The sequence below is a fragment of the Streptomyces sp. NPDC091376 genome (assembly GCF_044757085.1).
GTDB classification, from domain to species: domain Bacteria; phylum Actinomycetota; class Actinomycetes; order Streptomycetales; family Streptomycetaceae; genus Streptomyces; species Streptomyces pratisoli.
Map to the genome: position 1 here is coordinate 68,575 of NZ_JBIVUF010000024.1, position 22,137 is coordinate 90,711.

At 71.7% G+C, this 22,137-nt stretch carries 22 protein-coding genes; 11 read left to right on the plus strand and 11 right to left on the minus strand.

Annotated elements, in window-relative coordinates:
• The first annotated feature begins 17 nt into the window (after nt 1-17).
• Entirely contained in the window at nt 18-860 is an 843-nt protein-coding gene (locus ACIQMR_RS33955) for a nuclease-related domain-containing protein (protein WP_401395691.1), read from the plus strand.
• A gap of 50 nt (nt 861-910) precedes the next feature.
• Here ACIQMR_RS33955 and ACIQMR_RS33960 read toward each other — a convergent pair whose 3' ends face one another.
• The 3 genes from ACIQMR_RS33960 to ligD form a co-directional block, all read right to left on the minus strand.
• Entirely contained in the window at nt 911-1,342 is a 432-nt protein-coding gene (locus ACIQMR_RS33960; protein WP_401395694.1) for a nuclear transport factor 2 family protein, read from the minus strand.
• 66 nt (nt 1,343-1,408) lie between these two features.
• Nucleotides 1,409-2,353, minus strand: a complete 945-nt coding sequence (locus tag ACIQMR_RS33965; protein ID WP_401395696.1) for an ATP-dependent DNA ligase — start codon at nt 2,351-2,353, stop codon at nt 1,409-1,411.
• Nucleotides 2,350-3,234, minus strand: coding sequence for a non-homologous end-joining DNA ligase (gene ligD, locus ACIQMR_RS33970; RefSeq protein WP_401395699.1), 885 nt, complete (start codon nt 3,232-3,234; stop codon nt 2,350-2,352). Before ligD ends, ACIQMR_RS33965 begins: the two co-directional genes overlap by 4 nt.
• Nucleotides 3,235-3,283: 49 nt before the next feature.
• On the opposite strand from ligD, the gene ACIQMR_RS33975 reads away from it, so the two are divergent.
• From ACIQMR_RS33975 to ACIQMR_RS34005, 7 genes are all read left to right on the plus strand, one after another.
• A complete protein-coding gene (locus tag ACIQMR_RS33975) occupies nt 3,284-4,312 on the plus strand; it encodes a Ku protein (protein ID WP_401395702.1) in 1,029 nt (342 codons plus the stop codon).
• Nucleotides 4,313-4,663: 351 nt separating this feature from the next.
• The gene (locus ACIQMR_RS33980) at nt 4,664-5,929 is read left to right on the plus strand and encodes an ABC transporter substrate-binding protein (RefSeq protein WP_401395705.1); all 1,266 of its coding nucleotides are present in this window, start codon (nt 4,664-4,666) and stop codon (nt 5,927-5,929) included.
• A complete protein-coding gene (locus tag ACIQMR_RS33985; RefSeq protein ID WP_401395708.1) occupies nt 5,926-6,903 on the plus strand; it encodes a carbohydrate ABC transporter permease in 978 nt (325 codons plus the stop codon). Before ACIQMR_RS33980 ends, ACIQMR_RS33985 begins: the two co-directional genes overlap by 4 nt.
• Nucleotides 6,903-7,736, plus strand: a complete 834-nt coding sequence (locus tag ACIQMR_RS33990; protein WP_401395711.1) for a carbohydrate ABC transporter permease — start codon at nt 6,903-6,905, stop codon at nt 7,734-7,736. Before ACIQMR_RS33985 ends, ACIQMR_RS33990 begins: the two co-directional genes overlap by 1 nt.
• Nucleotides 7,733-8,485: an amidohydrolase family protein gene (locus ACIQMR_RS33995; protein WP_401395714.1), complete on the plus strand. Its 753-nt coding sequence runs from the start codon at nt 7,733-7,735 to the stop codon at nt 8,483-8,485. The genes ACIQMR_RS33990 and ACIQMR_RS33995 overlap by 4 nt, the downstream gene beginning before the upstream one ends.
• Nucleotides 8,482-9,282 (plus strand): amidohydrolase family protein, encoded by an 801-nt coding sequence (locus ACIQMR_RS34000; protein WP_401395717.1) that lies wholly within the window; start codon nt 8,482-8,484, stop codon nt 9,280-9,282. Before ACIQMR_RS33995 ends, ACIQMR_RS34000 begins: the two co-directional genes overlap by 4 nt.
• 37 nt (nt 9,283-9,319) lie before the next feature.
• The gene (locus ACIQMR_RS34005; protein ID WP_401395719.1) at nt 9,320-10,441 is read left to right on the plus strand and encodes a DegT/DnrJ/EryC1/StrS family aminotransferase; all 1,122 of its coding nucleotides are present in this window, start codon (nt 9,320-9,322) and stop codon (nt 10,439-10,441) included.
• Here ACIQMR_RS34005 and ACIQMR_RS34010 read toward each other — a convergent pair.
• On the minus strand, nt 10,431-11,399 hold the full coding sequence (locus ACIQMR_RS34010; protein ID WP_401395722.1) for an LLM class flavin-dependent oxidoreductase: 969 nt from the start codon (nt 11,397-11,399) through the stop codon (nt 10,431-10,433). The genes ACIQMR_RS34005 and ACIQMR_RS34010 overlap by 11 nt on opposite strands.
• 94 nt (nt 11,400-11,493) lie before the next feature.
• Between ACIQMR_RS34010 and ACIQMR_RS34015 the strand changes: the two genes are divergently transcribed.
• Nucleotides 11,494-12,459: a dihydrodipicolinate synthase family protein gene (locus ACIQMR_RS34015; RefSeq protein ID WP_401395725.1), complete on the plus strand. Its 966-nt coding sequence runs from the start codon at nt 11,494-11,496 to the stop codon at nt 12,457-12,459.
• A 25-nt stretch (nt 12,460-12,484) separates the two neighbouring features.
• Here ACIQMR_RS34015 and ACIQMR_RS34020 read toward each other — a convergent pair whose 3' ends face one another.
• From ACIQMR_RS34020 to ACIQMR_RS34030, 3 genes are read right to left on the minus strand one after another with little or no spacing between them, the layout of a single operon-like run.
• Nucleotides 12,485-13,219, minus strand: a complete 735-nt coding sequence (locus ACIQMR_RS34020; protein WP_401395727.1) for an amidohydrolase family protein — start codon at nt 13,217-13,219, stop codon at nt 12,485-12,487.
• Entirely contained in the window at nt 13,219-13,995 is a 777-nt protein-coding gene (locus ACIQMR_RS34025; RefSeq protein WP_401395729.1) for a hypothetical protein, read from the minus strand. Before ACIQMR_RS34025 ends, ACIQMR_RS34020 begins: the two co-directional genes overlap by 1 nt.
• A complete protein-coding gene (locus ACIQMR_RS34030; RefSeq protein ID WP_401395732.1) occupies nt 13,992-15,125 on the minus strand; it encodes a DegT/DnrJ/EryC1/StrS family aminotransferase in 1,134 nt (377 codons plus the stop codon). The genes ACIQMR_RS34025 and ACIQMR_RS34030 overlap by 4 nt, the downstream gene beginning before the upstream one ends.
• Before the next feature lie 171 nt (nt 15,126-15,296).
• On the opposite strand from ACIQMR_RS34030, the gene ACIQMR_RS34035 reads away from it, so the two are divergent.
• Together ACIQMR_RS34035 and ACIQMR_RS34040 are read left to right on the plus strand one after the other, a co-directional pair.
• The gene (locus tag ACIQMR_RS34035; RefSeq protein ID WP_401395735.1) at nt 15,297-16,547 is read left to right on the plus strand and encodes a hypothetical protein; all 1,251 of its coding nucleotides are present in this window, start codon (nt 15,297-15,299) and stop codon (nt 16,545-16,547) included.
• 153 nt (nt 16,548-16,700) lie between these two features.
• Nucleotides 16,701-17,786, plus strand: a complete 1,086-nt coding sequence (locus tag ACIQMR_RS34040; RefSeq protein WP_401395738.1) for a mandelate racemase/muconate lactonizing enzyme family protein — start codon at nt 16,701-16,703, stop codon at nt 17,784-17,786.
• A 107-nt stretch (nt 17,787-17,893) separates the two neighbouring features.
• Here ACIQMR_RS34040 and sbnA read toward each other — a convergent pair whose 3' ends face one another.
• From sbnA to ACIQMR_RS34060, 4 genes are all read right to left on the minus strand, one after another.
• Nucleotides 17,894-18,988, minus strand: coding sequence for a 2,3-diaminopropionate biosynthesis protein SbnA (gene sbnA / locus ACIQMR_RS34045; protein ID WP_401395741.1), 1,095 nt, complete (start codon nt 18,986-18,988; stop codon nt 17,894-17,896).
• Nucleotides 18,989-19,113: 125 nt separating this feature from the next.
• Nucleotides 19,114-20,187, minus strand: a complete 1,074-nt coding sequence (gene sbnB, locus ACIQMR_RS34050; RefSeq protein WP_401395744.1) for a 2,3-diaminopropionate biosynthesis protein SbnB — start codon at nt 20,185-20,187, stop codon at nt 19,114-19,116.
• The gene (locus tag ACIQMR_RS34055) at nt 20,184-21,191 is read right to left on the minus strand and encodes a TauD/TfdA family dioxygenase (RefSeq protein ID WP_401395746.1); all 1,008 of its coding nucleotides are present in this window, start codon (nt 21,189-21,191) and stop codon (nt 20,184-20,186) included. Before ACIQMR_RS34055 ends, sbnB begins: the two co-directional genes overlap by 4 nt.
• A 30-nt stretch (nt 21,192-21,221) precedes the next feature.
• Nucleotides 21,222-22,137 (minus strand): thioesterase II family protein (locus tag ACIQMR_RS34060; RefSeq protein WP_401395749.1); only part of this gene is annotated, 916 nt, incomplete at its 5' end.

Sequence of the window (22,137 nt, forward strand, 5' to 3'; positions counted from 1 at the left end):
TCGGGGTGGTGATGGGGATGACCGGACTGCGCGTCACGCCGGTACGGACGTACGGGCGTTCACGGCTCTACGTCAGCCTTCCCGGTGGCCGGTGCGTGGCCTGGTACGACAGTGACGCGAACCGGGTCAGTCTGGCCCTGGCCGAACTCCGCGAGGAGGCCCTCGCCGCGCTCGCCCCGTACCTCACGGGTGAGGTGAGCGTCGGCCCGCCGCCCGTGCCGACCGCCGACGATCTGGCCCGGCTGTCGCTGCACCCGGACGACGACCTGGCGCCGAACCGTCCGGGGGAGGGCCTGCACCTGGCGCTCGACCGGTCCGGCGGTTCCTCCGGGCCGGGTCGGCCGTCCGGGTCCGGTCTCTCGTCCCGGCCCGGTCGGCGTCGCGATCCGCGCCGCGCCGAACTGGCCGCGCACGAACTGCTCGGTGCGGAGCTGGAGCGCCTGGAGGACGCCGGCTGGCGGGTGCTGCATGCGGTGCCGCTGCCCGGCGACGCCCGTATCGACCATCTGCTGGTCGGCCCGGCGGGCGTGCTGGCGCTGCGGACCCTCGCGGCGCGTGGACGGCGCGTGCGGATCACGGGGGAGTCGGCCGCGGCGGGCCGTGACCGGCCCGTACCGGAACTGCGCCTGGCCCGCCGAGGGGCGGAGCGGGCCTCGTTCGCGCTGGCCACGGCCGTACGGCCGGTGCTCGCGGTCGTCGGGGCCGTGCGGCTCGCCGCCGAGCAGGCCCCGCCGGACGTCCGGATCCTCGCCGAGGGCGAAGTGGCGGGCCTCGCCCGTCTCGGCGGCGTACTGAAACCCTCCGACGTCGAGTCGCTGTACGGGCGCGCCCGCAACCGCCGTACCTGGCTGCGGGCGTGACCGTACGGCTCGACGCGGACTCGACATGGAACAGCTCCAGGTCGACAGGTCTAGCGGAGGTTGTCCCCCCAGCCTCCCTGGAGCATGGTCTGGAACGCCCACTGCCCGTCCCGCCTGATCAGGATGTCGGCGTACCGCAGTTGCCGGGTGGCGCCGTCCATCGTCATGGTCGAGTCGGTGAAGACGACGACCATCGCCGGGCCGAGGAAGACGGGGGTGCGCACCGAGTCGAAGGCGATGTCCTCGGACCCGTCTCCCATCACCTGGGTCATGGTGTCGGTGAACTGCTCGCGGTCCCACTGGGCGCAGGCGCTGTCGCCCGCGGAGTCGTCGCTGACCAGGTTGAGCGGGAAGACCGCCAGATCGGCCATCCGCTCGATGTCGCGGCGCGCGCTCGCCGCGTCGTACTCGGCGAACCACGCCTCGACGCTTTCGAGTTCACCGCGGGTCGGGGTGTAACCGGTGTCGGGCAGCTGTGTCACGCACTCTCCTCAAGAAGCTCATCAAACTTGACTACTGCGAGAAGGTATCCCCTCTCTCTCAACTAGTCAAACTTGATTAATGGTGTCGTCCCGAAGCCGCAGGACGGTCACCACGCTGTGCCGCGTCGTGCCGCGTTCGACCTCGGCCGCGAGCCCCGGTGCCACCGGGCGGAACGGCACCTCGCCCACCCCGATCGCCATGGCCGTCGCCCCTCCCGCCGCACTCCCCGCGAGGTTCTCGGTCCCGTGCCCCGCCAGCATCCCCGCGGCGGCGGTGCGCAGCGCGGGCGGCAGCGGGCTCGACACCACCGGGGCGTCGTCGTCCGGCAGCACCAGGACCAGGGCGGCGGGGCGGTCCGCGGGTCCGGTGAAACCGACCACCGCGGCGTCATGGACGTCCGTGTGCCGCAGTTTGCGCCAGTCGCGGGCGCCGGCCCGGTAGGGCTGCCCCAGGTGCTTCACCACCAGCCCCTCGATCCCGGACGCCGTGAGCGTCTCGTACCAGGTGGTCGCGAGTTCGGGGTCCGTCGTCATCGGCACCGGCTGCAGCGGCGGCCCGAGCGGCCCGAGCAGGGCGGTCAGCCGTTCCCTGCGGCGCTCGTACGGCGCGGGCCGCAGGTCCGTCCCGCCCTCCGCGAGGAGGTCGAAGGCGGCGTAGGAGGCGGGCATCCGGCGGGCGAGGATCCCGGCCCGCGAGGTCGTGGCGGCCGCCCGGCGCTGTACGGCCGCGAAGTCGATCCGGCCGCCCGTCCAGATCACCACCTCGCCGTCGACGACGGTGCCGTCCGGCAGGGCGAGCGCGGCCTCCGCCAGATCCGGGAAGGCGGCGGTCACGATCCGTCCCGACCGTGCCTGCAGCACCGCCGCGCCGTCCAGCTTGAAGACGAGCATCCGGTGGCCGTCGAACTTCGGTTCGTACGCCAGCCGCTCCCCGCGCGGAAGCGTGGACACCGGCTCCGCGAGCGCCACTCTCAGCGGCGGCCGCAGCGTGCGCCCGGTGGCCGGACTCATGGCAGGGTGCCCGCCGCCGCGGGATCCGCCAGAGGGCCGAGCAGGTCGCCGTACCGCTCCAGCCGCCCCGCGATGTCGCCGAGCCGGAACACCAGGTCCCCGGCCGCCCCGCAGCCCTCCACCTCCTCCCAGGTCACGGGCGCGGACACGGTCGGCTCCCGCCGGGCCCGCAGCGTGTACGGCGTGGCCGTGGTCTTCGCCGCGGCGTTCTGGCTGTGGTCGACGAAGACCTTCCCGGGTCGCAGGGCACGGGCCATGCGGTGCACCACCAGGCCCACGAGCTCCGCCTCGGCCTCGACGGCCAGCCCCTTCGCGTACGCCGAGACCTCCTGCGAAGGGGTCGGCTCCAGCGGCACCAGCAGATGCAGGCCCTTCGATCCGGAGGTCTTGGCGTACGCGTCCAGGCCGTCGGCGGCGAGCCGCTCACGCAGCCACAGCGCCACCTCGCAGCACTCCACGACGGTGGCCGGCGGGCCCGGGTCGAGGTCGAACACCATCCGGTCGGCCCAGGCCGGCCGGTCCACCCGCCACTGCGGGGTGTGGAACTCCACCACCAGGTTCGCCGCCCACATCAGCGACGCCAGATCCTGGACGACCACCTGTTCGCCGCTCTCCCGGGAGGAGCGCGGCACCTCGGCGACCTCCACCCACGAGGGGGTGCCGGGAGGCGGGTTCTTGGTGAAGAACAGCTGGCCGTCGGGCCCGTCCGGATAGCGGAGGAAGGACAGCGGGCGGTCGCGGAGGTGGGTGAGCAGCGCATCCGCGATCACGGCGTAGTAGTGCAGCACCTCGCCCTTCGTGGTGCCGGTGGCGGGGTGGAGGACCTTCTCCAGGTTGCTGAGGGTCAGCCGCCGCCCCTCCACCTCTGTGATCGGCGTCATACGATGAGAATCCCATGAATCCCTACGTATCGTATGAAAGGGATGAAACGTGCGATCCATTTGGAACGGCGCGATCTCGTTCGGGCTCGTCAGCATCCCGATCAAGCTGGTGAACGCCACGGAGAGCCGCTCGGTGTCCTTCCGGCAGATCCACACCGCGGACGGCGGCCGCATCCGTTACCGCAAGGTCTGTGAGCTGGACGACCAGGAAGTCGCGCAGGCGGAGATCGGCAAGGCGTACGAGGACGCGGACGGGACGATGATCCCGATCACGGACGAGGACCTCGCCGCGCTGCCGCTGCCCACCGCGAAGACGATCGACATCGTCGCCTTCATCCCGGCCACGGACATCGATCCGCTCCAGATGGACAGCGCGTACTACCTCGCGGCGAACGGGGTGCCCGCCGCCAAGCCGTACACGCTGCTGCGCGAGGCCCTCAAACGGAGCAAGAAGGTCGCGGTCGCCAAATTCGCCCTGCGCGGGCGGGAGCGGCTCGGCATGCTGCGGGTGGTGGACGACGTCATCGCCATGCACGGACTGCTCTGGCCCGACGAGGTCCGCAGGCCGGAGGGGGTCGCTCCGGACGCCGAGGTCACGATCCGCGACGCCGAGCTCGATCTGGCCGACGCCCTCATGGACACGCTCGGCGAGGTCGACCTCGACTCGCTGCACGACGACTACCGCTCGGCGGTCGAGGAGCTGATCGCCGCGAAGGCGGAGGGTGTCGAACTGGAGCCCCAGCCCGCCCCGGAGGGCGGCGGCAAGGTCATCGACCTGATGGCCGCGCTGGAGAGCAGCGTCCGCGCCGCCAAGGAGGCGCGCGGGGACGAGGCGCAGGAGGTTGCCGCGCCGGTCACCGAACTGAAGTCCCGCAAGAAGGCCGCCCCGGCGAAGAAGGCGGCGGCGAGGGCGAAGGCCGCGCCCAAGGAGACGGACGCGAAGAAGTCGACGACGGCCAAGAAGGCGACGGCGGCCAAGTCGGCGAAGTCGACGAGCAAGAAGACGGCGGCGACGAAGGCCGCGTCCAAGAAGGCGGCGGCGAAGAAGACGACACCCCGCAAACGCGCCTCGGCCTGACCGGGAGCGGCTCCTTCCGGCCGCTTCCCGCCCCGTTCCAGCTCGTTCCGGCCGCTTCCCGCCCCGCTCCGGCTCCATCGGGCCCCGGCTCCGCCGGCCGCGGCACGCGCACCCCGCCCGCGCGTGGTCGGCGCCGTGCGCCGGGGTCGTGCGCGGGGTCCGTCCACGTTCCGGAGCCGGTGCTACGCCTTTCGGGCGATGCCGTAACGGCGACACGCGTAACGCACCCGTACGGAGCAGGTGTTGAGGGAGCATTGACAGCCCAAAACAGCCCGGCTACTTTCGGCCCAGGCCGAAACTGCCGGACTCTTCGCTCGTTTCCCCAGGTCCCCAGGGCTTCCGGAGGCCCCCATGAAGACAGGGTTCAAGCGCGCCACCGTTCCTCTCGCACTGATCATGCTCACCACGCTCACCGCCGCCGGCTGCGGCGACGGTGACAGTGGCGCAGGATCCAAGAAGGTCACCGTCTGGATGTACCCGGTGATCATGGATCCGAAGGCCAACGCCGCCTACTGGGACGGGATCGAGAAAGGCTTCGAGGCGACGGAGAAAGGCGTCGACCTCACCGTCGAGCAGCTCCCCTGGGAGAACCGGGACCAGAAGCTCGCCACCGCGTTCGGCAGCGGCAAAGGCCCGGACGTGGTCCTGCTGGGCCCCGACCAGATCCCCCAGTACCAGGCCAACGGGGCGCTCCAGCCCGTCGACCGGGCCATCGAGGACGCGAAGAGCGCCTTCCGCCCGGCCGCCCTGGAAGCCATGACCCAGGACGGAAAGGTCTACGCGGCGCCGATCTACCACACCGTCACCAGCACGCTCTACAACAAGAAACTGCTGGAGAAGGCGGGCATCGCCGAGCCGCCCGCCACCTGGGACGACATCAGGGCCGCCGCCCCGAAGCTGAAGCAGGCCGGCGCGAGCACGCTCGACTACTCCGCGAGCAACGAGGCCTCGCTCAACATGAGCTTCTATCCGCTGCTGTGGCAGGCGGGCGGCAAGGTCTTCGACGACAGCGGCAAGAAGGCCGCCTTCAACAGCGCCGAGGGCGTCGAGGCCCTCACCTTCCTCGTCGACCTGTACAAGGGCGGTTCCGTCCCGAAGTCCGCGATGACCAACGCCAACCTCTTCACCGACCAGGCGCTGGGCAAACAGCAGGTCGCGATGGGCTTCACCAACACTCCGGCCGACGCCGTGCTGGCCGAGCAGGCCTGGGGCAAGGGCAACGTGATCGTCGGCCCCGCGCTCACCGGCCCCCGGAAGCAGGTCTGCTTCGGCATGCCGGGCGGGCTCGGCATCAACGCCAAGTCCAAGAACGTGGCGGGCGCCGAGAAGTTCATCGCGTACATGGTCCGGCCCGCGCAGATCGAGTCCATGGGCAAGGCGGGCGGCTTCTTCTCCCCACGTACGGACGTCACCGTCCCCAACGACAGCACCTACGCCAAGGAGTACCAGCAGGCGCTCGACCACACCTATCCCGGTGAGCCCAACCCGGCCGCCCGGCAGCTGATGGCGCTGCTCAGCCCCGAGATCCAGGCCGCGCTGACCGGCAAGAAGAGCCCGAAGGCCGCCCTGGACGCGGCGGCCGACGAAGCCGACGACCTGCTGGCGCGTCAGCGTTGAGCAAGCTCGCCGCCGACGAGGTCGCACCGGAAGAGCCCCTGCCCGAAGCCGGCCCGGAACCCGGCGAGGGCGGGGGCGGGCCCGGCGTGAGTGCCGGCCGGAGCCGGATCCTGCGACGGCGCGAGGCCCTGGTGGGCCTCGCGTTCGTCGCGCCGATGCTCGCGCTGTTCATCGTGTTCCGCTTCGGGCCGACGCTCGGCGCCGCGTTCCTCTCGCTCACCGACTACCGGCTCAGCGGCGAGTGGACCTTCACCGGTGCGGGGAACTACACCCGCCTCCTCCAGGACGACCTGTTCTGGGAGAGCCTCGGCGTCACCGCCGTCTACACCGCGCTGTACGTCCCGATGACCGTCGCGCTCGCCCTCGGCACCGCCGTCCTGCTGCACCGCACGCTCTGGCTGCGCGGCTTCTTCCGCGGGCTGTTCTTCCTCCCGTACGTCACCAGCATCGTGCTGGCCGCCGTCATCTGGAAGTGGATCTACGAGGTCGAGGACGGACTGCTCAACGCCACCCTCGGCGCCCTCTCCCTCGGCCCGGTCGACTTCCTCGGCAGCGAGTCCCTGGTCCTGCCCTCCATCGCCGCCGCCTCGGCGTGGAAGGGCTTCGGCTACTCGATGCTGATCCTCCTCGCCGGACTCCAGTCCATCCCGCGCGAGGTCACCGAGGCCGCCACCATCGACGGCGCGAACGGCTGGCAGCGCTTCCGCTGGGTCACGCTTCCCCTGCTGCGGCCCGTCCTGTTCTTCGTCCTCGTCATCGAGGCGATCACGGGCTTCCAGGTCTTCGACGCGATGTACGTCATGACCGCCGGCGGCCCGGTGCGCGCCAGCTACTCGCTCGTCTACTTCCTCTACGACTCCGGCTTCAAGTTCTTCGACTTCGGGTACGCGAGCGCCGTCGGCCTGGTCCTCTTCCTCGTCGTCCTCGTCTTCTCGCTCATCCAGCGGAGGCTCATCGGAAGGGACACGGACTGATGGCGACCCCCACCGCGCCGCGGCGGGCCACGGCCCGGCTCGGGCTTCCCGTGCTCCTGGTCCTGGTCGCGTTCGTGACCGTCACCCCCTTCGTCATCATGGTGCTGGTGTCGTTCGCGCCCTCCGGCGGACAGACGCTTCCGGGCGCCTTCGACATCACCCGCGCCACGTTCGCGAACTTCACGGACGTGCTGGAGGACGCCGACGTCACGCGATGGGCGGTCAACTCGCTCATCTACTCGCTCGTGTCGGTGCTGCTCATCCTGCTGTTCTCGTCCATGGCCGGCTACGCGTTCGCCAAGAAGCGCTTCCCCGGCCGCGAGGTGCTCTTCTGGTCGTTCCTCGCGACCCTGATGGTGCCGTTCCAGGCCACCCTCATCCCGTACTACATCCTCGTCTCCGAGCTGGGCGGCGTGGACACCTACTGGGGTCTGATCGTGCCGACGCTCGCCAACTCCCAGGCCGTCTTCCTGATGCGGCAGTTCATCATCCAGCTGCCCGACGAGCTCTTCGAGGCCGCCAAGATCGACGGGGCCTCGGAGTGGCGCATCTACACCACGATCGTCGTACCGCTGATCCGGCCCGTGCTCGCCACCCTCGGCGTGTTCGTCTTCCTCTGGCACTGGAACGACTTCCTGTGGCCGCTGGTCATCGGCCAGTCCGAGCAGATGCGCACGCTCACCGTGGGGCTCGCCACGCTGGAGGGGGAGAACGTGACGATCAACCAGATCATGGCCGGAGCCACCATCACCGTCATCCCCTGTCTGCTCGTCTTCGGGCTGCTCCAGCGGTATCTGACGGACTCGATCGCCACCTCCGGGCTCAAGTCGTGACCGTCGCCGCGCCCACCGTCGCCGCACCCGCCCGCCCCGCCCTCACCGTCGTCGACGTCAACCGGATCCTCGGACCCCTGCCGAACGACGACGTACCGAGCCGCGACGAGGACGGACTCGTCAAGGAGCTGGAACGGCTGAGGATCGACACGGCCTGTGTCGTCCACTCCCACGCCGTGTACGGCGACCCGCGCGACGGCAACGCCCGGCTCGGCCGCATCGCCGGCGAACGGCTGCGCCCCGTCCCCGTGCTCGTGCCGGGACCGCTCGGCACCGGTGACTGGACGGGCGGCGGGGCCCCGCTGGTACGGCTCTGCCCCGACCGGCACGGCTGGGCCGCGACCGGACCGTACGCCCTGGGCCTGACCGCCGCGCTGTCCCTGGCCGGCGTCACGGTGCTGCTCGACTGGGGGGCCGTCACGGCGGCCGACGTGGACCTGCTGGCCGGCACCAGGCCCCGGCTGCGGATCGTCCTCACCGGCACGGGCTACCGCGGCCTGCGCGAACTCACCGAACTCCTCGACACACACGAACTGCTCCACGTGGACACCTCCACGCTCGCCGGACACCGCCAGGTCGAGTGGTTCGCCCAGCGGTACGGCGCCCACCGCATCCTCTTCGGCACCGGCGCGCCCGTCAGCGACGACGCCGGCCCGCGCCACCTCCTCGACACCCTCGACCTGCCGGCCCACGACACGTCCCTCATCGCCGGCGCCAACGCGCTACGCCTCCTCGGCGGCGGGGCGTGAACCCGCTCGCGCCGGGCGTCTGCGTGCGCGCCCCCGGCGGGCTGCGCGTCATCGACGCCCACGGCCACCTAGGGCGCTGGGGCGCCTTCGCCATCCCCGACGGCTCCGCCGCCTCCCTGGTGGCCATGATGGACCGCTGTGGTGTCGGAACAGCCTGCGTGTCCCATCTGCTCGCCGTGGGCCCCGACGCCCGGGCCGGCAACGCCCTCCTGCTGAAGGCCCTCGCCGCCCACCCCGGCCGGCTCCTCGGCTACGCCGTCCACAACCCCCACGACCCGGAGGCCGCCCCACGTCTGCGCGAGCTGCTCGCCGTACCGGGCGTCATCGGGGTCAAGCTCCATCCCGAGGTCCATGAACTGGCCCTCGACGACCGCGCCTACACCCCCGCCTTCGAGGCCGCCGCCGACCACGGCCGTGTCGTCCTCGCCCACAGCGAGCACGGCAGCCGCTGGTCCGACGCCCCCCGCTTCGTCACCGTCGCGTCGCGCCACCCGGGTGTGCCGCTGCTCATGGGCCACTCGGGGCTGTTCCCGCAGGGCTACGGCCCGGCCGCGGAGGCCGCCGCGCGCTGCCCCAGCCTGGTCCTGGAGACCTGCGGCTCCCGGATGACGGCCCGCCACCTCACCCGGCTGGTCGCCGAGGTGGGCGCGGACCGGATCGCCTTCGGCTCGGACGCCGTCTTCCTCGATCTGCGGATCGGTCTCGGACGTGTGCTGCTCGCGGACCTCGCGGAGAACGAGCGGGAGCAGGTCCTGCACGGCACCATGGCCGCCCTGCTCTCGCGGGCCACCGGGTGAACCGCCGCTGCGGAGCGCGACGGACACGGGCGCGACGGTGAACCGTCCGCAGTGGCCCGTCTGGCCGCCGCCCGCCACCGACGAGCAGCGGCGGGCACTGCTGCGGGTCCTCGACAGCGGCCGCTGGGGCGCGACCGACGGCACGGAGACCCGGGACTTCGCGGCGGCCTTCGCGGCGCGCGTGGGTGTCGCTCACGGCGTGTGCACGGTCAACGGCACGGTCGCGCTGTTCCTCGCCCTGCGCTCCCTCGGAGTCGGTCCCGGCGACGAGGTGATCGTCCCCGCCTACACGTTCGTGGCCAGTGCGACCGCCGTGGTGCTGGCCGGCGCGGTACCGGTCGCCGCCGACGTACGGGAGGACACCCTGCACCTCGACCCCGAAGCCGTACGCCGCCTCGTGGGTCCGCGTACGAAGGCCGTCATGCCGGTGCATCTCGCGGGCGCCCCCGCCGATACGGAGGCACTGCGCGGCCTCGGCCCCGCCGTCGTGGAGGACGCGGCGCAGGCGCACGGAGCCGCACGCCACGGCCGGCCCGCGGGCGGCCTCGGGGACGCCGCCTGCTTCAGCTTCCAGTCGAGCAAGGCGATGACCGCGGGGGAGGGCGGCATCGTCGTCACCGACGACCACCGTACCTACGAGCGGCTGTGGGCGATGCACAACGTCGGCCGCAGCCCGGACGGCGGCTGGTACGAGCATCCGGAGCTGGGCTGGAACCTGCGCATGACCGAGTTCCAGGCGGCCCTGCTGCATCCCCAGCTCGCCCTGCTGGACGGTGGGATCGACCACCGTGCGGCCTGTGCCGGCGCGCTCGCCGAGGCTCTCGGCGAGGTCAGGGGCCTCGCACTCGTCCCGCCCCCGCCGGGCACGACCCGCCACACCTGGCATCTGGCGATGCTGCGTTACGACCCCCGCGCCTTCGGCGGCCGCCCGAAGTCCGCGTTCCTGAAGGCGATGGCGGCCGAGGGCGTCCCGATCGACCCCGGCTACCGTTCGCTGACCCGTGTGCCGTACGTCGGCAACGCCGCGCCCTGCCCGGTCGCCGAGGCCGCGGAGGACAGCGTCGTCTGGGTGCGTCAGGCCCTGCTGATGGCGGACGAGGCGGCGATGGGGGCCGTGGCCCGGGCCGCGCTGACCGTCCAGCGCGCGTTCACGCGTTGAGCTCCCCGAACGCCTCGATCGCCCGCAGCGCGTCGGCCTGCGGCATCCCCGGCGGCTGGACCCGCAGCACCAGCCCGTCCGCGCCCATCTCCGCGTACCTCCCGATCCGTTCTGTGCACTCCTCGGGCGAACCGATCACCGACCGCGCCACGATGTCGTCCCACTGCTGCGCATAGCGCGCGGCGTCCATCGAGGTGCGCTTCCAGTCGCCGTACGCGTCGTACAGCCCCCGCAGCGGCCTCTCCAGCGCGTTGCGCGCCCGCTGGGTCGTCGCGGCGGCGTACCCCTCGCGGCAGACGATGACCTCCGCCCCCAGCGAACGCGGACCCCGCGGGTGGGCGCGGTAGGCGCGGATCTTCTCCGGCAGTTCCTCGTCGGTCTCGTTGAACGACGTCGTCCATCCGTCGCACATCCGGGCCGTGCGCTCCAGCGCGGCCGGCACCCGCCCGCCGTTCCAGATCCGCGGCCGCGGGTTCTGCACGGGCCTCGGCGACAGATAGGCCCCGTCCACCTCGCTCCAGCGGCCCTTGTACGTCACCTCGTCCTCGGTCCACAGCCGGGTCAGCAGCTCCAGGCACTCCTCGAACCGCGGCACCCGCTCGCCCGGCCGCGCGCCGAACAGGGTGAACTCCTCGGGGCGGTAGCCCAGCACGAACCCGGCGGTCAGCCGCCCGCCCGACAGCACGTCGATGTGCGCCAGCGTCTCGGCCAGCCACACCGGCTGGTAGACGGGAGCGATCAGCCCGGCCGTCGCCAGCCCGATCCGCTCCGTGTGCGCGGCGAGATACGCCAGCGAGGTGAGCGCCTCGTGGTAGCCGGGCCGGTGCAGATGACGCTCACCCAGCACGACCCAGGCGAAGCCCGCCTGTTCCGCCAGCCGCACCTGCTCCACGGCGTCGGCGAGCCGCGGCCGGTCGGCCTTGTCCGCATACAGGTTGACGTACAGGCCGAGGCGCATCGAAGCGGAATCCCTTCCTTTACGGTCCGGACCGTAAAGGCTAGCGTAGCGGCGACGACCGCAACAGACGGGCAACGGACGGGAGAGAACGCCGATGTCTGCGACGGACCAGCTGGTGCGCCGGCTGCGCGGCACCGTACTTCCGGCAGTCGCAACCCCCATGGACCAACGGGGAGTTGTCGACTTCGACGCACTGCGCGGATACGCGGAACGCATCGCCGCGCACCCCGTCGGCGGGGTCGCCGTATGGGCGCACACGGGACGCGGGCTGTATCTCTCCGAGGCGGACCGCCGACGGGTGCTGGGGGTGTGGCGCGCGGCGGTCGACCGGCCGGTCGTGGCCGGCGTGGGGGTACCACGCTCGACGTCGGTCACGGGACTTCGTGACGCGGTCGACGCCACCGTGGCGATGGCGGTGCAGGCGGCCGAGGGCGGCGCCGACGCCGTCATGGTCTATCCGCTGGCGCAGCTCGACGGCGACGAGGACGCGGCCCTGGCGCTGCACGAGGAAGCCGCCTCGGCGAGCGGCCTCCCCGTGCTCGGGTTCTTCCTGCACGGGGAGGCGGGCGGATACCCGTACCCGCCGCGGCTGGTGAGCCGGCTGCTCGCACTCCCGTCCGCCGCCGGCGTCAAACTCGCCACCCTCGACCGGGCGATGGCCTGCCAGGACGCGATCCGCGCGGCACAGCCCGGCGGGAAGCTCGTCATCACCGGCGAGGACCGGATGTTCGGACCCTCGCTGATGTGGGGCGCCGACTCGGCCCTCGTCGGCATCGCGGCCGCCCGGGTGCCGCTGACGGCCGCCGTGCTCGACGCGTGGCGGGACGGCGACCACGGTGCGTTCGTGCGGGCCTCGGCCCGTCTGGACGCCTTCGCGGAGGCCACGTTCCTCGATCCGATCGAGGGCTACGTGCAGCGCATGCTGTGGGCGGCGGTGTGGGAGGGCCTGATCCCGCAGGAGTCGGCCCACGATCCGTACGGGCCGGGGCTGCCCGCGGCGGAGCGGCAGACGGTGGTGGAGTGCCTGGAGCGGCTCGCGAAGGACCCCGACGCGGCGTAGCCCCTCCCGGCACCCCTGACACCCGTCACACCTTCAGGTCGAACAGCTCGGCCGCGTTCCGCCACAGGACCCTGTCGAGCTCGTCCTCCGTGAAGTGCGCGTCGCGCAGGACGCCGAGGGACCAGCAGGGGTCGATCAGGGTGGCGTCGGTGCCGAAGAGCATGCGCTCGACCGGGACGCCGGCCTCACGGGCGTAGGCGATGCGGCCCGCGTCCGCGGCCGTACGGCAGTGCTCCAGATACAGGCCCTCGCAGGACGCCGCCGCGTGCGCGGCCTCGCGCCAGGCGTCACCGCCCGCGTGGCCCATGATGACGCGGAGTCCCGGCCGGGCCGCGACCATGTCGGCCAGCTGGAGGACCTCGCGCCCCCAGGTGTGGAGCAGCAGCGGCACCCCGGCCTCGGCGATGACGTCGAAGGCCTCCGCCATCTCGCGCGAGCCCGGCAGCCGCCCCGGATAGTGGGTGTGGATCTTCGCGCCGACGAACCGCCCGGAGTCCAGACAGCGGCGCAGATCGGCCGCGCTCTCCTCGATCCGGTTCGGGTTCACCACCGCGTAGCCGTACAGCCGTGGCCGGGAGGCCAGTTCCTTCAGCAGCGCCGCGTTGCCCGCGACCGCGTCGTACACCACCGCCTCCGACGCCGACACCAGCTGCAGATCGATACCGTAGCGGTCCATCTGCCGCAGATTGGTCTCCGCGTCGCCGCAGGTCAGGTGGAACTGCCAGCGCCCCACATGGGCGTGCACATCGATGATCGGCATCAGGCGAGCAGCTCCTCGACGTTCCTGGTGGCGATGGCGGCACGGTCGTCGTCCGAGATGTCCGCGTACCGAAGCCTCAGCGTCAGCGGTGAGATGTCCATGAAGGGGGTGCGCGAGCCGAAGACGAGATGGCGCGCACCGACCGAGTCCACGACCCGCTCGACGGAGTCGGGCCCGGACAGCATCCGCGTGGTGACCCGGAATCCGGGTTCCTCGCGGGCCATCAGCAGAAAGTCCGCCAGCAGATAGGCGTGCAGGTCCAGGAAGACCACGTCCGCGCCCCGGTTCATCAGCGGCGGACCGTAGCGGCGGGGGTCCCCGTCGTGGAGGAGCACCATCCCGCGGTCCAGGGCGAGGTCGACGACCCGCCGGTAGCCGGGGAAGCCGGGGTCGGCGGCCTGCTCGACAGTGAACACGCGCAGGAAGCGCACTCCGGCCGCCGTCAGCTCGTCCAGCCGGTCCTCGGCGGTCAGCGCGTCCCGTACGTCGATCGTGCCGACCGGCAACAGCTCCGGGCAGTCCGCCAGATCGCGGAGCGTCTCCTCGTTGCCCGCTCGGTCGTCGAACAGCGGTCCGCGCGTGGACAGCGCCAGCGCCCCGGACACGGGGGAGCGGTCGAGCCGTCGTCGTACCTCGGCGAGCGGGAAGTCCCGGTGGTGCCGGGGCCACGACCCGTACAGCACGTCCACGTCCCAGCCGATGGTCTCCTCGGGGGACGGCGTCAGCCAGTCGTAGGCGCTCAGCCGCTCGTGCGCGGTCGTCGTGCTCGTGCTCATCCCGCTCCCACCTCGCCCAGCGCGCGGGCGATCCGGTCCACGTCGTCCTCGGTGTACGCCTCGTTCCACTGAAGCACCAGCAGCGTACGGTCGATCAGCGTCTCCGCACGGGGACACAGGCCGGGCGGGTGGCCGGACAGTGCCGGATTGGCGTACAGCGGCCGCTCCAGATAGCCGGGCAGCGCCGGGACGCCCGCCTCCTGAAGTCCCTTGGCCCAGCGGGAGTTGTCGTCGACGAGCAGCGGCATCACCCACCAGGCGTGACCGGCCCGCCGCTCCGGCATCCGGGCCGCGGCCGACAGCCCGAGCCCGTCGAGGGCGCTCGCGAGGCGCCCGGCTCGCTCGCGCCGTACGCGCACGACATCGGCGACCCGGGTGAGCTGGACGCGGGCGACCGCCGCGACGAGTTCCGTCATGCGGTAGTTGAGGCCCATCGTGCGGTGGATACGGCCCTCGGCGCGGTCCCAGCCCTTGTCCATGAACAGCCGCATACGGCGGGTCAGTTCCGGATCGTCGGCGATGCAGAGCCCGCCGTCACCGGCCGTGATGTGCTTGTACTGCTGGAGACTGAAGCAGGCGATGTCCCCGACGGTGCCGAGCAGCCGGCCGGAGGCGTCCTCGCCCAGCCACGCCTGTGCGCAGTCCTCGATCAGCAGCAGCCCGTGGCGGTCGCAGATCTCCCGCAGCCGGCCGGCGTCCGCGGCGCCGCCGAAGAGATGGACGGCGATGACGGCCCTGGTGCGCGGCGTGATCGCCGCCTCCACCGCGTCCGGGTCCAGGTTCCCGTCCTCGGGCCGTACGTCTGCGAACACCACCCTCGCGCCCTGCGCGAGGACCGGTGCGACCGTGCCGAAGTCCGAGATCGGCGTGGTGATGACCTCGTCCCCGGGGCCGACACCGGCCGCGGCGACCGCGAGATGGACCGCGGCCGTGCCGGAGCTGGACGAGACGGCCCCGGAGCGCCCGTACAGCGCCGCCATCTCCGCTTCCAGCGCCCGGGTCTCCGTCCCGAACGCACCGCACAGGACGGCCGAGTCGAGGACCCGCAGCACCGCGGCGCGTTCCTCCTCGCCGATGGTCCTGCCGCGTGGTTCGAGAACTGTGGGCAGTGGCATTTCCCGTTGCGGCATCGGGGGATTATCCTCTCGGCAGCACACGATTATGGCCTGGGCCGAAAGTAGAACTCCCGTCGTCGGTCGTCAATCACGCGTCAACCTCGAAGGAACGTGCGTCGAACCCCGGCAGAACGTGCGTCAACCCCGCAGGTCGTGCGTCGACCCCAGCAGAACGGAGACCGGGCCATGCCGCTCACGGTCGGCGTGATAGGCCCCGAGGACCTGGTCCACAAGGTGGTCGCCGTGGGCGGCGGCCAGGCGGGCCCGGCCCAGCTGCTGCCGCTGCCGTACCGCCACGAGGACGAGACGACGGACGTCGTCGCCGCGGCGCGTTCCTCCGCGGACGCCCTGCTCTTCACCGGAGTGGTCCCGCACTCCCTCGCCGCCGCGGCCGGCGTCCTCGACCGCCCCGCGATGTACGTCCCGTACAGCGGCGCCACCCTCCTGCGGGCCCTGGTCGAGCTGCTCCGCCTCGGCCACGACGTCTCGCGCGTCTCCATCGACACCCTGCGCCGCGACGAGGTGCTGGAGACGCTCACCGAGGCGAAGTTGCCCACGGACCACGTACAGGTGCTGCCCTACCGGCCAGGGCTCACCTCGCAGGATCTCGTCGACTTCCATCTCGACGCGCGGGACACCAGGAAGTCGAGGGTCGCGATCACCTGCCTCGGCTCGGCGTTCCACGTCCTGGAGCACCGGACCCACGCGGTACGGCTCGCTCCCTCACGGCACTCGATCCTGGCGACGCTCCAGGCCCTCGTCCTGGCCACGGCGGGACAGCACAGCGGCGACGCGCAGGTCGCCCTCGGCGTCATCGACCTGCCCGCCGCGGCCGGCGGGCCGGCCGACGAAAGACTGGCCGAGGACGTACGGATCCTCGGCGGAAGCCTCGCCGCCCTGCCGGACGGGCAGCGGCTCGTCGTCACCACCCGGGGCGTGCTCGAGAAGGCGACCGAGCAGTTCACCCGAATCCCGTTCCTCGACGGCCTCGCCGCCCGGCACGGCACCGCGCACATCGGCTTCGGGCTCGGGCGCACCGCCGCTGAGGCGGAGGCCCTCGCCCGCCGTGCCGTCAACCGGGCGCGGTCCGTCGGCGCCGCCGCCGGGGTCGTGTCGATGACCGACGACGTCGACATCGTCATCGACCCCGCGCTCGGGGACGCGGCGAGCGAACCCGCCGCGCCCGAGAGCGCCGCGCTGCTGGCCCGCCGGGTGGGCATCAACCCCCAGACCCTGGACCGGCTGCGGGAACTGGCCGCCGCGGACCCGGAGGAGGGGCTCACCGCCCACGTCGTCGCCGAGCACCTGTCCGTTCAGCAGCGCACGGCCCGGCGCATACTCAAGCGGCTGGAGCGGGCGGGCGTGGCCGTCCCGACCGGAAGCCGCCAGGAGGGACAGACCGGCCGGCCGCCGATCGTGTACCGGGTCCGGCTGTAGCCGGGACAACGGCTGCCATGCCACAGGGCCGCCGAGTTGCCGGGACGCGAGGGTGCGGGGGTGCCCGGACGCGGTGTGCCGTTTGCGGACGGCCGCCCGGCGGGAAGTTACGGTCCCGACCGAAACGACGTCACAGCGAAGGAGCTGAGCCGCGTGAAGATCGCGTCGTTCCACACCCGAGTCGTCCGCGCCCCCTACCGCCGCCCGTTCGCGATCAGCAGCGGCACCAGCCCCGAACTCATCAGCCTGCTCGTCGAGGTGCGTACCACCGACGGTGCTTCCGGCTTCGGCGAGTCCTCCCCGATGACCGCGTACACCGGCGAGACGCTCGCCGGGCTGCGGGCCGCCGTCACCGAGCACGCCGCGCCCGCACTCCTCGGCCGAGACCCGCGCGACCTGGCCGGAGCCCACACCGCGATGGACGCCGCGATCCGCGGCCAGCACCTGGCCAAGGCCGCTCTCGACCTCGCCCTCCACGACCTCGCCGCCCGCGCGGCCGGCTGGCCCGCGCACCTCCTCCTCGGCGGCGCCGTCACCCGACGCGTCCCCACCACCTGGGTCGTCGGCCTCGGCAGCCTCGAAGAGAGCGCGGAGGAGGCCGCCCGCCACGCCGAGCGCGGCTTCCCGCACATCAAGCTCAAGGGCGGCGAGGACCCGGAGCGCGACGCCGAACTCGTGGCCGCCGTACGCAAGTCGATCCCCGAGTCCGTCGAGCTGTCCCTCGACGCCAACGAGGGCTACGAGCCGGGCGGCGCTCTGCGTACGGTCCAACGCCTTGCCGACGCCGGACTCGACCTGATCGAACAGCCCCTGCCCCGCTGGGACCTGGCCGGGCTCGCCGCCCTGCGCGCCCACGGCGGCGTACGGGTCATGGCCGACGAGTCCCTCCAGTCGCTCCACGACGCGCTGGAGCTGGCCCGCCGCGGCGCGGCCGACGTCCTCAACATCAAGATCCTCAAGGTCGGCGGACTCCACCGGGCCCGTCAGATCGCGGCCCTCGCGGAGGCCGCCGGCCTCGCCGTGAAGATCGGCAGCATGCCGGAGCTGGGTGTCGCCACCCTGGCGGCCGCCCATCTGTCCGCGGCCCTCCCGCACGCCACGGTCCCGCCGGACCTGGTCGGACCGCTCCTGGTCGAACAGGAACCGCTGGCCCCGGAGGCGTTCGCGGCGACGGCCGGCACCGGTCATGTGGAGCTGCCGGACCTGCCGGGACTCGGCCACCGGCTGGCGCCGCTGTGAGCGGCGGGGCGGAAGCCCTCTGCACCGCCGTCGACGTGGGCTGATGAGCCATCAGCCCGACGCCGACCGCGGCTGGTTCACGAACGTCTGCGGGAATCCTTCACTCTTCACGGGTCTCCGGTACGACGCCGGTGACGCCGTCGGCCACCGCGGTCGCCGGTCCGCATATGCGGACGACGGCCGCCCGGTGACGGAGACGGTGCCGGCGGCGCGGGCTGGATCGCCCAGGACTCGGAGGCCCGCTCGTCGGCTTCGATCACGTCGTCGCCGTAGAGGCCCTGCAGCCAGTTGGACTGGTAGACGGTGTCGAGGTAGCGCTCACCGAGGTCCGGGGCGAGGGCCACCGCGGTGTGACCGGTCGTCTCGTGCTCGGCCAGCCAGCCCATCGCGCCGCTGACCACCGTTCCGGTGGAGCCACCGAACAGGAATCCGTTCCGGGCCAGCGAGTGGCAGGCGCGGATGGTGTCCTTCTCCTCGACGCGTATGACCTCGTCCACGTAGGACTCGTCGAGCAGCGGTGGACGGATGCTCATGCCGAGACCGGGAATCATCCGGCGACCCGCCTCGCCACCGAAGGACACCGAGCCCACACTGTCGACCGCGACGATCCGCACCGGCCGGTGCCACTCGCGGAAGTAGCGCGCACAGCCCATCAGGGTGCCGGTGGTGCCGGCCCCGATGAACAGGGTGTCCAGCTGCGGGAACTGCCGCGCGATCTCCGGCGCCGTCCTGCGGTAGTGCGCCTTCCAGTTGCTCGGATTGGTGTACTGGCTGAGCCACACGTACCGGCGGTCGGAGGCACACAGAGCGCGGAGATAGTCGATCCGTGCGCCGAGGAAGCTGCCGTTCGCCTCCTGACCGGCGATGACGTGCACCTGGCTGCCCAGCGCCTCCATCATCAACCTGGTGGTCAGGTTGCAACGGGAGTCCGTCACGCAGAGGAACCGGTAGCCCTTGCTCGCCGCGATCATGCTCAGCGCCACACCCAGGTTTCCCGAGGAGGACTCTACGAGGATCGAATCCGGCTTCAGGACACCGTCCCGCTCGGCGGCCTCCACCATCTCGATCGCGGCCTTGAGCTTGATCGAGCCGGCGAAGTTGAAGCCCTCGCACTTCAGGAAGAGCGAGTGTCCGAACATCGACGCGAGGTCGATGTAGAGCTCGTCTTCGTTGAAGTCGTAGGGAGCGGATATGACAGGCACGATGGCCTCCTCATCTGCAGTGGACCACGCGGGGTCCCTGCGTCAGCGGCCGCGGTGTCGTGCGCATTGACCTGCGGCGACCTGACCGGTGATCTCTCCTGCGATCAGTCCTGCGATCAGCCTCCTCACGGGCTTCCGTCAGCTGGGCCGTAGCGGCGCAGCTCGTGGAAGAAGTTGTCGACGACCTGCAGTTCGCCGGAGCGCTGCACCTCGTCGTAGATCCATTTGCCGACCGCGAGGTCGAGCACGCCGAGGCCGAAGGGCGAGAACACCACCGGCCGGTCCCTCGGCACCGCCACCCGGTCGGACATCACGTCGTCGAGCGTGCCGGTGAGGAAGTCGCGGCCGCCGGTGAGCTGTTCGGCCAGATGGGGCGAGGTGTTCGCCTGGAGGCAGTGCTCGACGTCGTCGACGATGTTGGCCGAGGCGAGCAGGATCTCCGGCGCGAGGTCGCGCAGCGACACGTGCAGCACCAGCGGATTGTGCTCGAACCACGACAGGTCGCCGACATGCGGCTCACCGGCCACGGTCGCGAAGACCACCAGGTCGCTGAAGCGGACCAGTTCCTCGGCGCTGTCGTGCACGCTGATCCGTCCGGCGGTGCCCGACTGCTCCAGATAGCAGCGGAAGCCGGCCGCGCTGTCGGCGGACACGTCATGGACGCCGATCTCGTCGAACGACCAGCCGGTGCCCGCCAGGAACGTGTGGATGTAGCGGGCGATCAGACCCGTACCGAAGAACCCGACGCGCAGCGGCCGCAGCCCTCCGCGGCTCAGCCAGTCCGCCGCCAGCGCGGCCGACGCGGCCGTCCTGGTGGCGCTGATGATGGAGCTCTCCAGGCAGGCGAACGGATAGCCCGTGTCGTGGTCGTTGAGGATCAGCACGGCCGAGGCCCGGGGAATGCCCGCCGCGACGTTCGCCGGGAAGCTGGAGATCCACTTCAGGCCGTCCACGCGGACCTCACCGCCGAGCGATGCGGGCAGGGCGATGATCCTGGACGCCGGGCGGTCGGGGAACCGCAGGAAGTACGACGGCGGGTTCACCGAATCGCCGGTCCCGTGCAGCCGGTAGGTGGACTCGATGAGCTCGACGAGCTGCTTCTCGCGGCCCTGCAGCGTTCGCTGCACCTGCTCACCCGAGATCACCGCGAACGCCGGCCGCGCGGTCGGTTGGGCCGTTTCGGTCCGGATGGGGGTCATTGGTCGCTCACCTCGATGGTGGGTGAGCAGTCGGTGAGTCGTACGGGTTCGGCGAGGCCGACGAGGACTTCGCGTGTGCCTTCGTAGGGTTCTCGGCTGTGGGCTGTGCGGATGTTGTCGACGAGCATGAGGTCGCCGGCCTGCCAGGGTTCGCGGGCGGTGTGGGCCTCGTAGGTCTGGTTGAGGAGCTGGACGACGTCCTCGCCGATGGGGTCGCCGTCGCCGTAGCGGGTGTTGAAGGGCAGGCCGTCCTCGCCGTAGACGTCGACGAGGTACTCGCGGACCTCTTCGGCGAGGGTCCACTGGTTGAGGAAGGCGATCTGGTTGAACCAGCAGCGCTCGCCGGTGACGGGGTGGCGGACGACGGCGCTGCGGCGCTGGCGGGTGCGCAGGGTGCCGTCGCTCTGCCAGGCGAAGTCGATGGCGTTGATGCGGCAGTAGTTCTCGATGATGGCTTTGTCGTCGGTGCCGAAGGCTTCGGCGAAGGAGGCGCCGATCTCGTCGTTGTAGCTGCGGGTGAGGAGCCAGCCTTCCTGTTCGAACCGTTTGACCAGTTCCGGGGGCAGGGCCTGGAGCACGGTGGGTGCGTCGGCGACGGCGGTGGCGCCCATCTGGGTGGGGGCGCTGAGGCAGGCGAACATCATCAGGCCGGGGAACTCGAGGGTGTAGCTGAGTTCGTGGTGCATGCACATGGGCTGGTTGGCGGGCCAGGTGGTAGAGGAGTACACACCGCCGGGGTAGGTCTGGCGGGGGGCGAAGGCCTCGCGTTCGCTCATCAGCTCGCCGCCGGCCAGCTGCCGGAAGACACCGCCCACCTGATCGGCATCACTCAGGTTCAGGCCGCGGACCAGCACCGCACCACGCTCGGCGACGACGGCACGCAGCGCCTCACGCTGCTCGGCCGCCCAACGCGCCGCATCGGCGGGGGACTCGATCCGCAGCACGGGTGGCTTGCCCGGCTGCGACTCCACATCGAGCAGTGACGCCTGGGATGAGGACGACATCTCGTTTCCTTTCGGTCTCGGCTCACAGGCTCACGAAGAAGCCGGGAGTACGGCGGCCCGCAGCACGGCATGTGCCGCTTCGGCCGGACGGGTGCGGAGGAAGTAGTGGCCGCCGTCGGTGAGCTCGTACAGATCGACGTGCTCGGCCAGCAACTGCCAGTCGCGGTAGCGGTGTGCGGACTCCGCCGTGAACGGGTCGTCGGCCGCCACGACCACCGTGACCGGCGCGGACAGCTTCACGGCGGGTGGGGACTCCAGGGCGTCGGCGAAGTAGCGGTGCGCGCTCACGCAGTCGTGCCGGTACGCGGCACCGACGTGCTCGGCGCGCTCGGCGTCCAGCTCGCCCAGCTCGGTGTAGCCGCCGTCCGTGCTCAGCCCGGCGGCGATCTCGGCGCTGCTCCGCTCCGTCAGCTCGGCGACGGCGGCGCGCCGCCCGGCGGCGTCACCGAGCAGTTGCGCGGCGAGGAAGACGCGCTGGACCTCCACCCCGCGCTCCTGGAGCCTTCTGGCCGTCTCCAGGGCAGGGGCGGCACCCGAGGAGTGGCCCCACAGGGAGACCGTGGTCGGGCCGAGCCGGATGATCTCGGCGACGACCTGCTCGACCACCTGGTCCAGCGGGGCGAAGGGCTCCCGCGCGGCGGCCACGTCGTGACCGGGCAGCTCGACGGCGTGGACCGCCGGTCCGCCGGGCGCGAGCGACCGGGCCATCGGCTGGAAGTTCACGGCGTTGCCGCCGGCGTAGGGGAAGCAGACCAGGGCGCCGGCTTGTGCGTCGTGCGACGCGGACGGTGACTGCGACAGCGGTTCCAGGAGGGCGGTGTCGGCCTTGGGTTGCGTCTGCTGTGGGCTTGCGCTGTCGAGTTGGGTGGCGAGGTCGGCGAGGACGGGGTGGCGGGTGACGTCTTTGAGGGTGATCTGGCGGTCGAGGGCGATGGCGAGTTTCACG

What these genes read in the sequence shown, in the direction of transcription:
- ACIQMR_RS33955 (WP_401395691.1), top strand. Translation starts at nt 18, where the DNA reads ATGACCGGACTGCGCGTCACGCCGGTACGGACGTACGGGCGTTCACGG.
- ACIQMR_RS33965 (WP_401395696.1), bottom strand. Translation starts at nt 2,353, where the DNA reads ATGAGTCCGGCCACCGGGCGCACGCTGCGGCCGCCGCTGAGAGTGGCG.
- ligD (WP_401395699.1), bottom strand. Translation starts at nt 3,234, where the DNA reads ATGACGCCGATCACAGAGGTGGAGGGGCGGCGGCTGACCCTCAGCAAC.
- ACIQMR_RS33980 (WP_401395705.1), top strand. Translation starts at nt 4,664, where the DNA reads ATGAAGACAGGGTTCAAGCGCGCCACCGTTCCTCTCGCACTGATCATG.
- ACIQMR_RS33990 (WP_401395711.1), top strand. Translation starts at nt 6,903, where the DNA reads ATGGCGACCCCCACCGCGCCGCGGCGGGCCACGGCCCGGCTCGGGCTT.
- ACIQMR_RS34010 (WP_401395722.1), bottom strand. Translation starts at nt 11,399, where the DNA reads ATGCGCCTCGGCCTGTACGTCAACCTGTATGCGGACAAGGCCGACCGG.
- ACIQMR_RS34015 (WP_401395725.1), top strand. Translation starts at nt 11,494, where the DNA reads ATGTCTGCGACGGACCAGCTGGTGCGCCGGCTGCGCGGCACCGTACTT.
- ACIQMR_RS34020 (WP_401395727.1), bottom strand. Translation starts at nt 13,219, where the DNA reads ATGCCGATCATCGATGTGCACGCCCATGTGGGGCGCTGGCAGTTCCAC.
- ACIQMR_RS34025 (WP_401395729.1), bottom strand. Translation starts at nt 13,995, where the DNA reads ATGAGCACGAGCACGACGACCGCGCACGAGCGGCTGAGCGCCTACGAC.
- ACIQMR_RS34030 (WP_401395732.1), bottom strand. Translation starts at nt 15,125, where the DNA reads ATGCCGCAACGGGAAATGCCACTGCCCACAGTTCTCGAACCACGCGGC.
- ACIQMR_RS34035 (WP_401395735.1), top strand. Translation starts at nt 15,297, where the DNA reads ATGCCGCTCACGGTCGGCGTGATAGGCCCCGAGGACCTGGTCCACAAG.
- sbnB (WP_401395744.1), bottom strand. Translation starts at nt 20,187, where the DNA reads ATGACCCCCATCCGGACCGAAACGGCCCAACCGACCGCGCGGCCGGCG.
- ACIQMR_RS34055 (WP_401395746.1), bottom strand. Translation starts at nt 21,191, where the DNA reads ATGTCGTCCTCATCCCAGGCGTCACTGCTCGATGTGGAGTCGCAGCCG.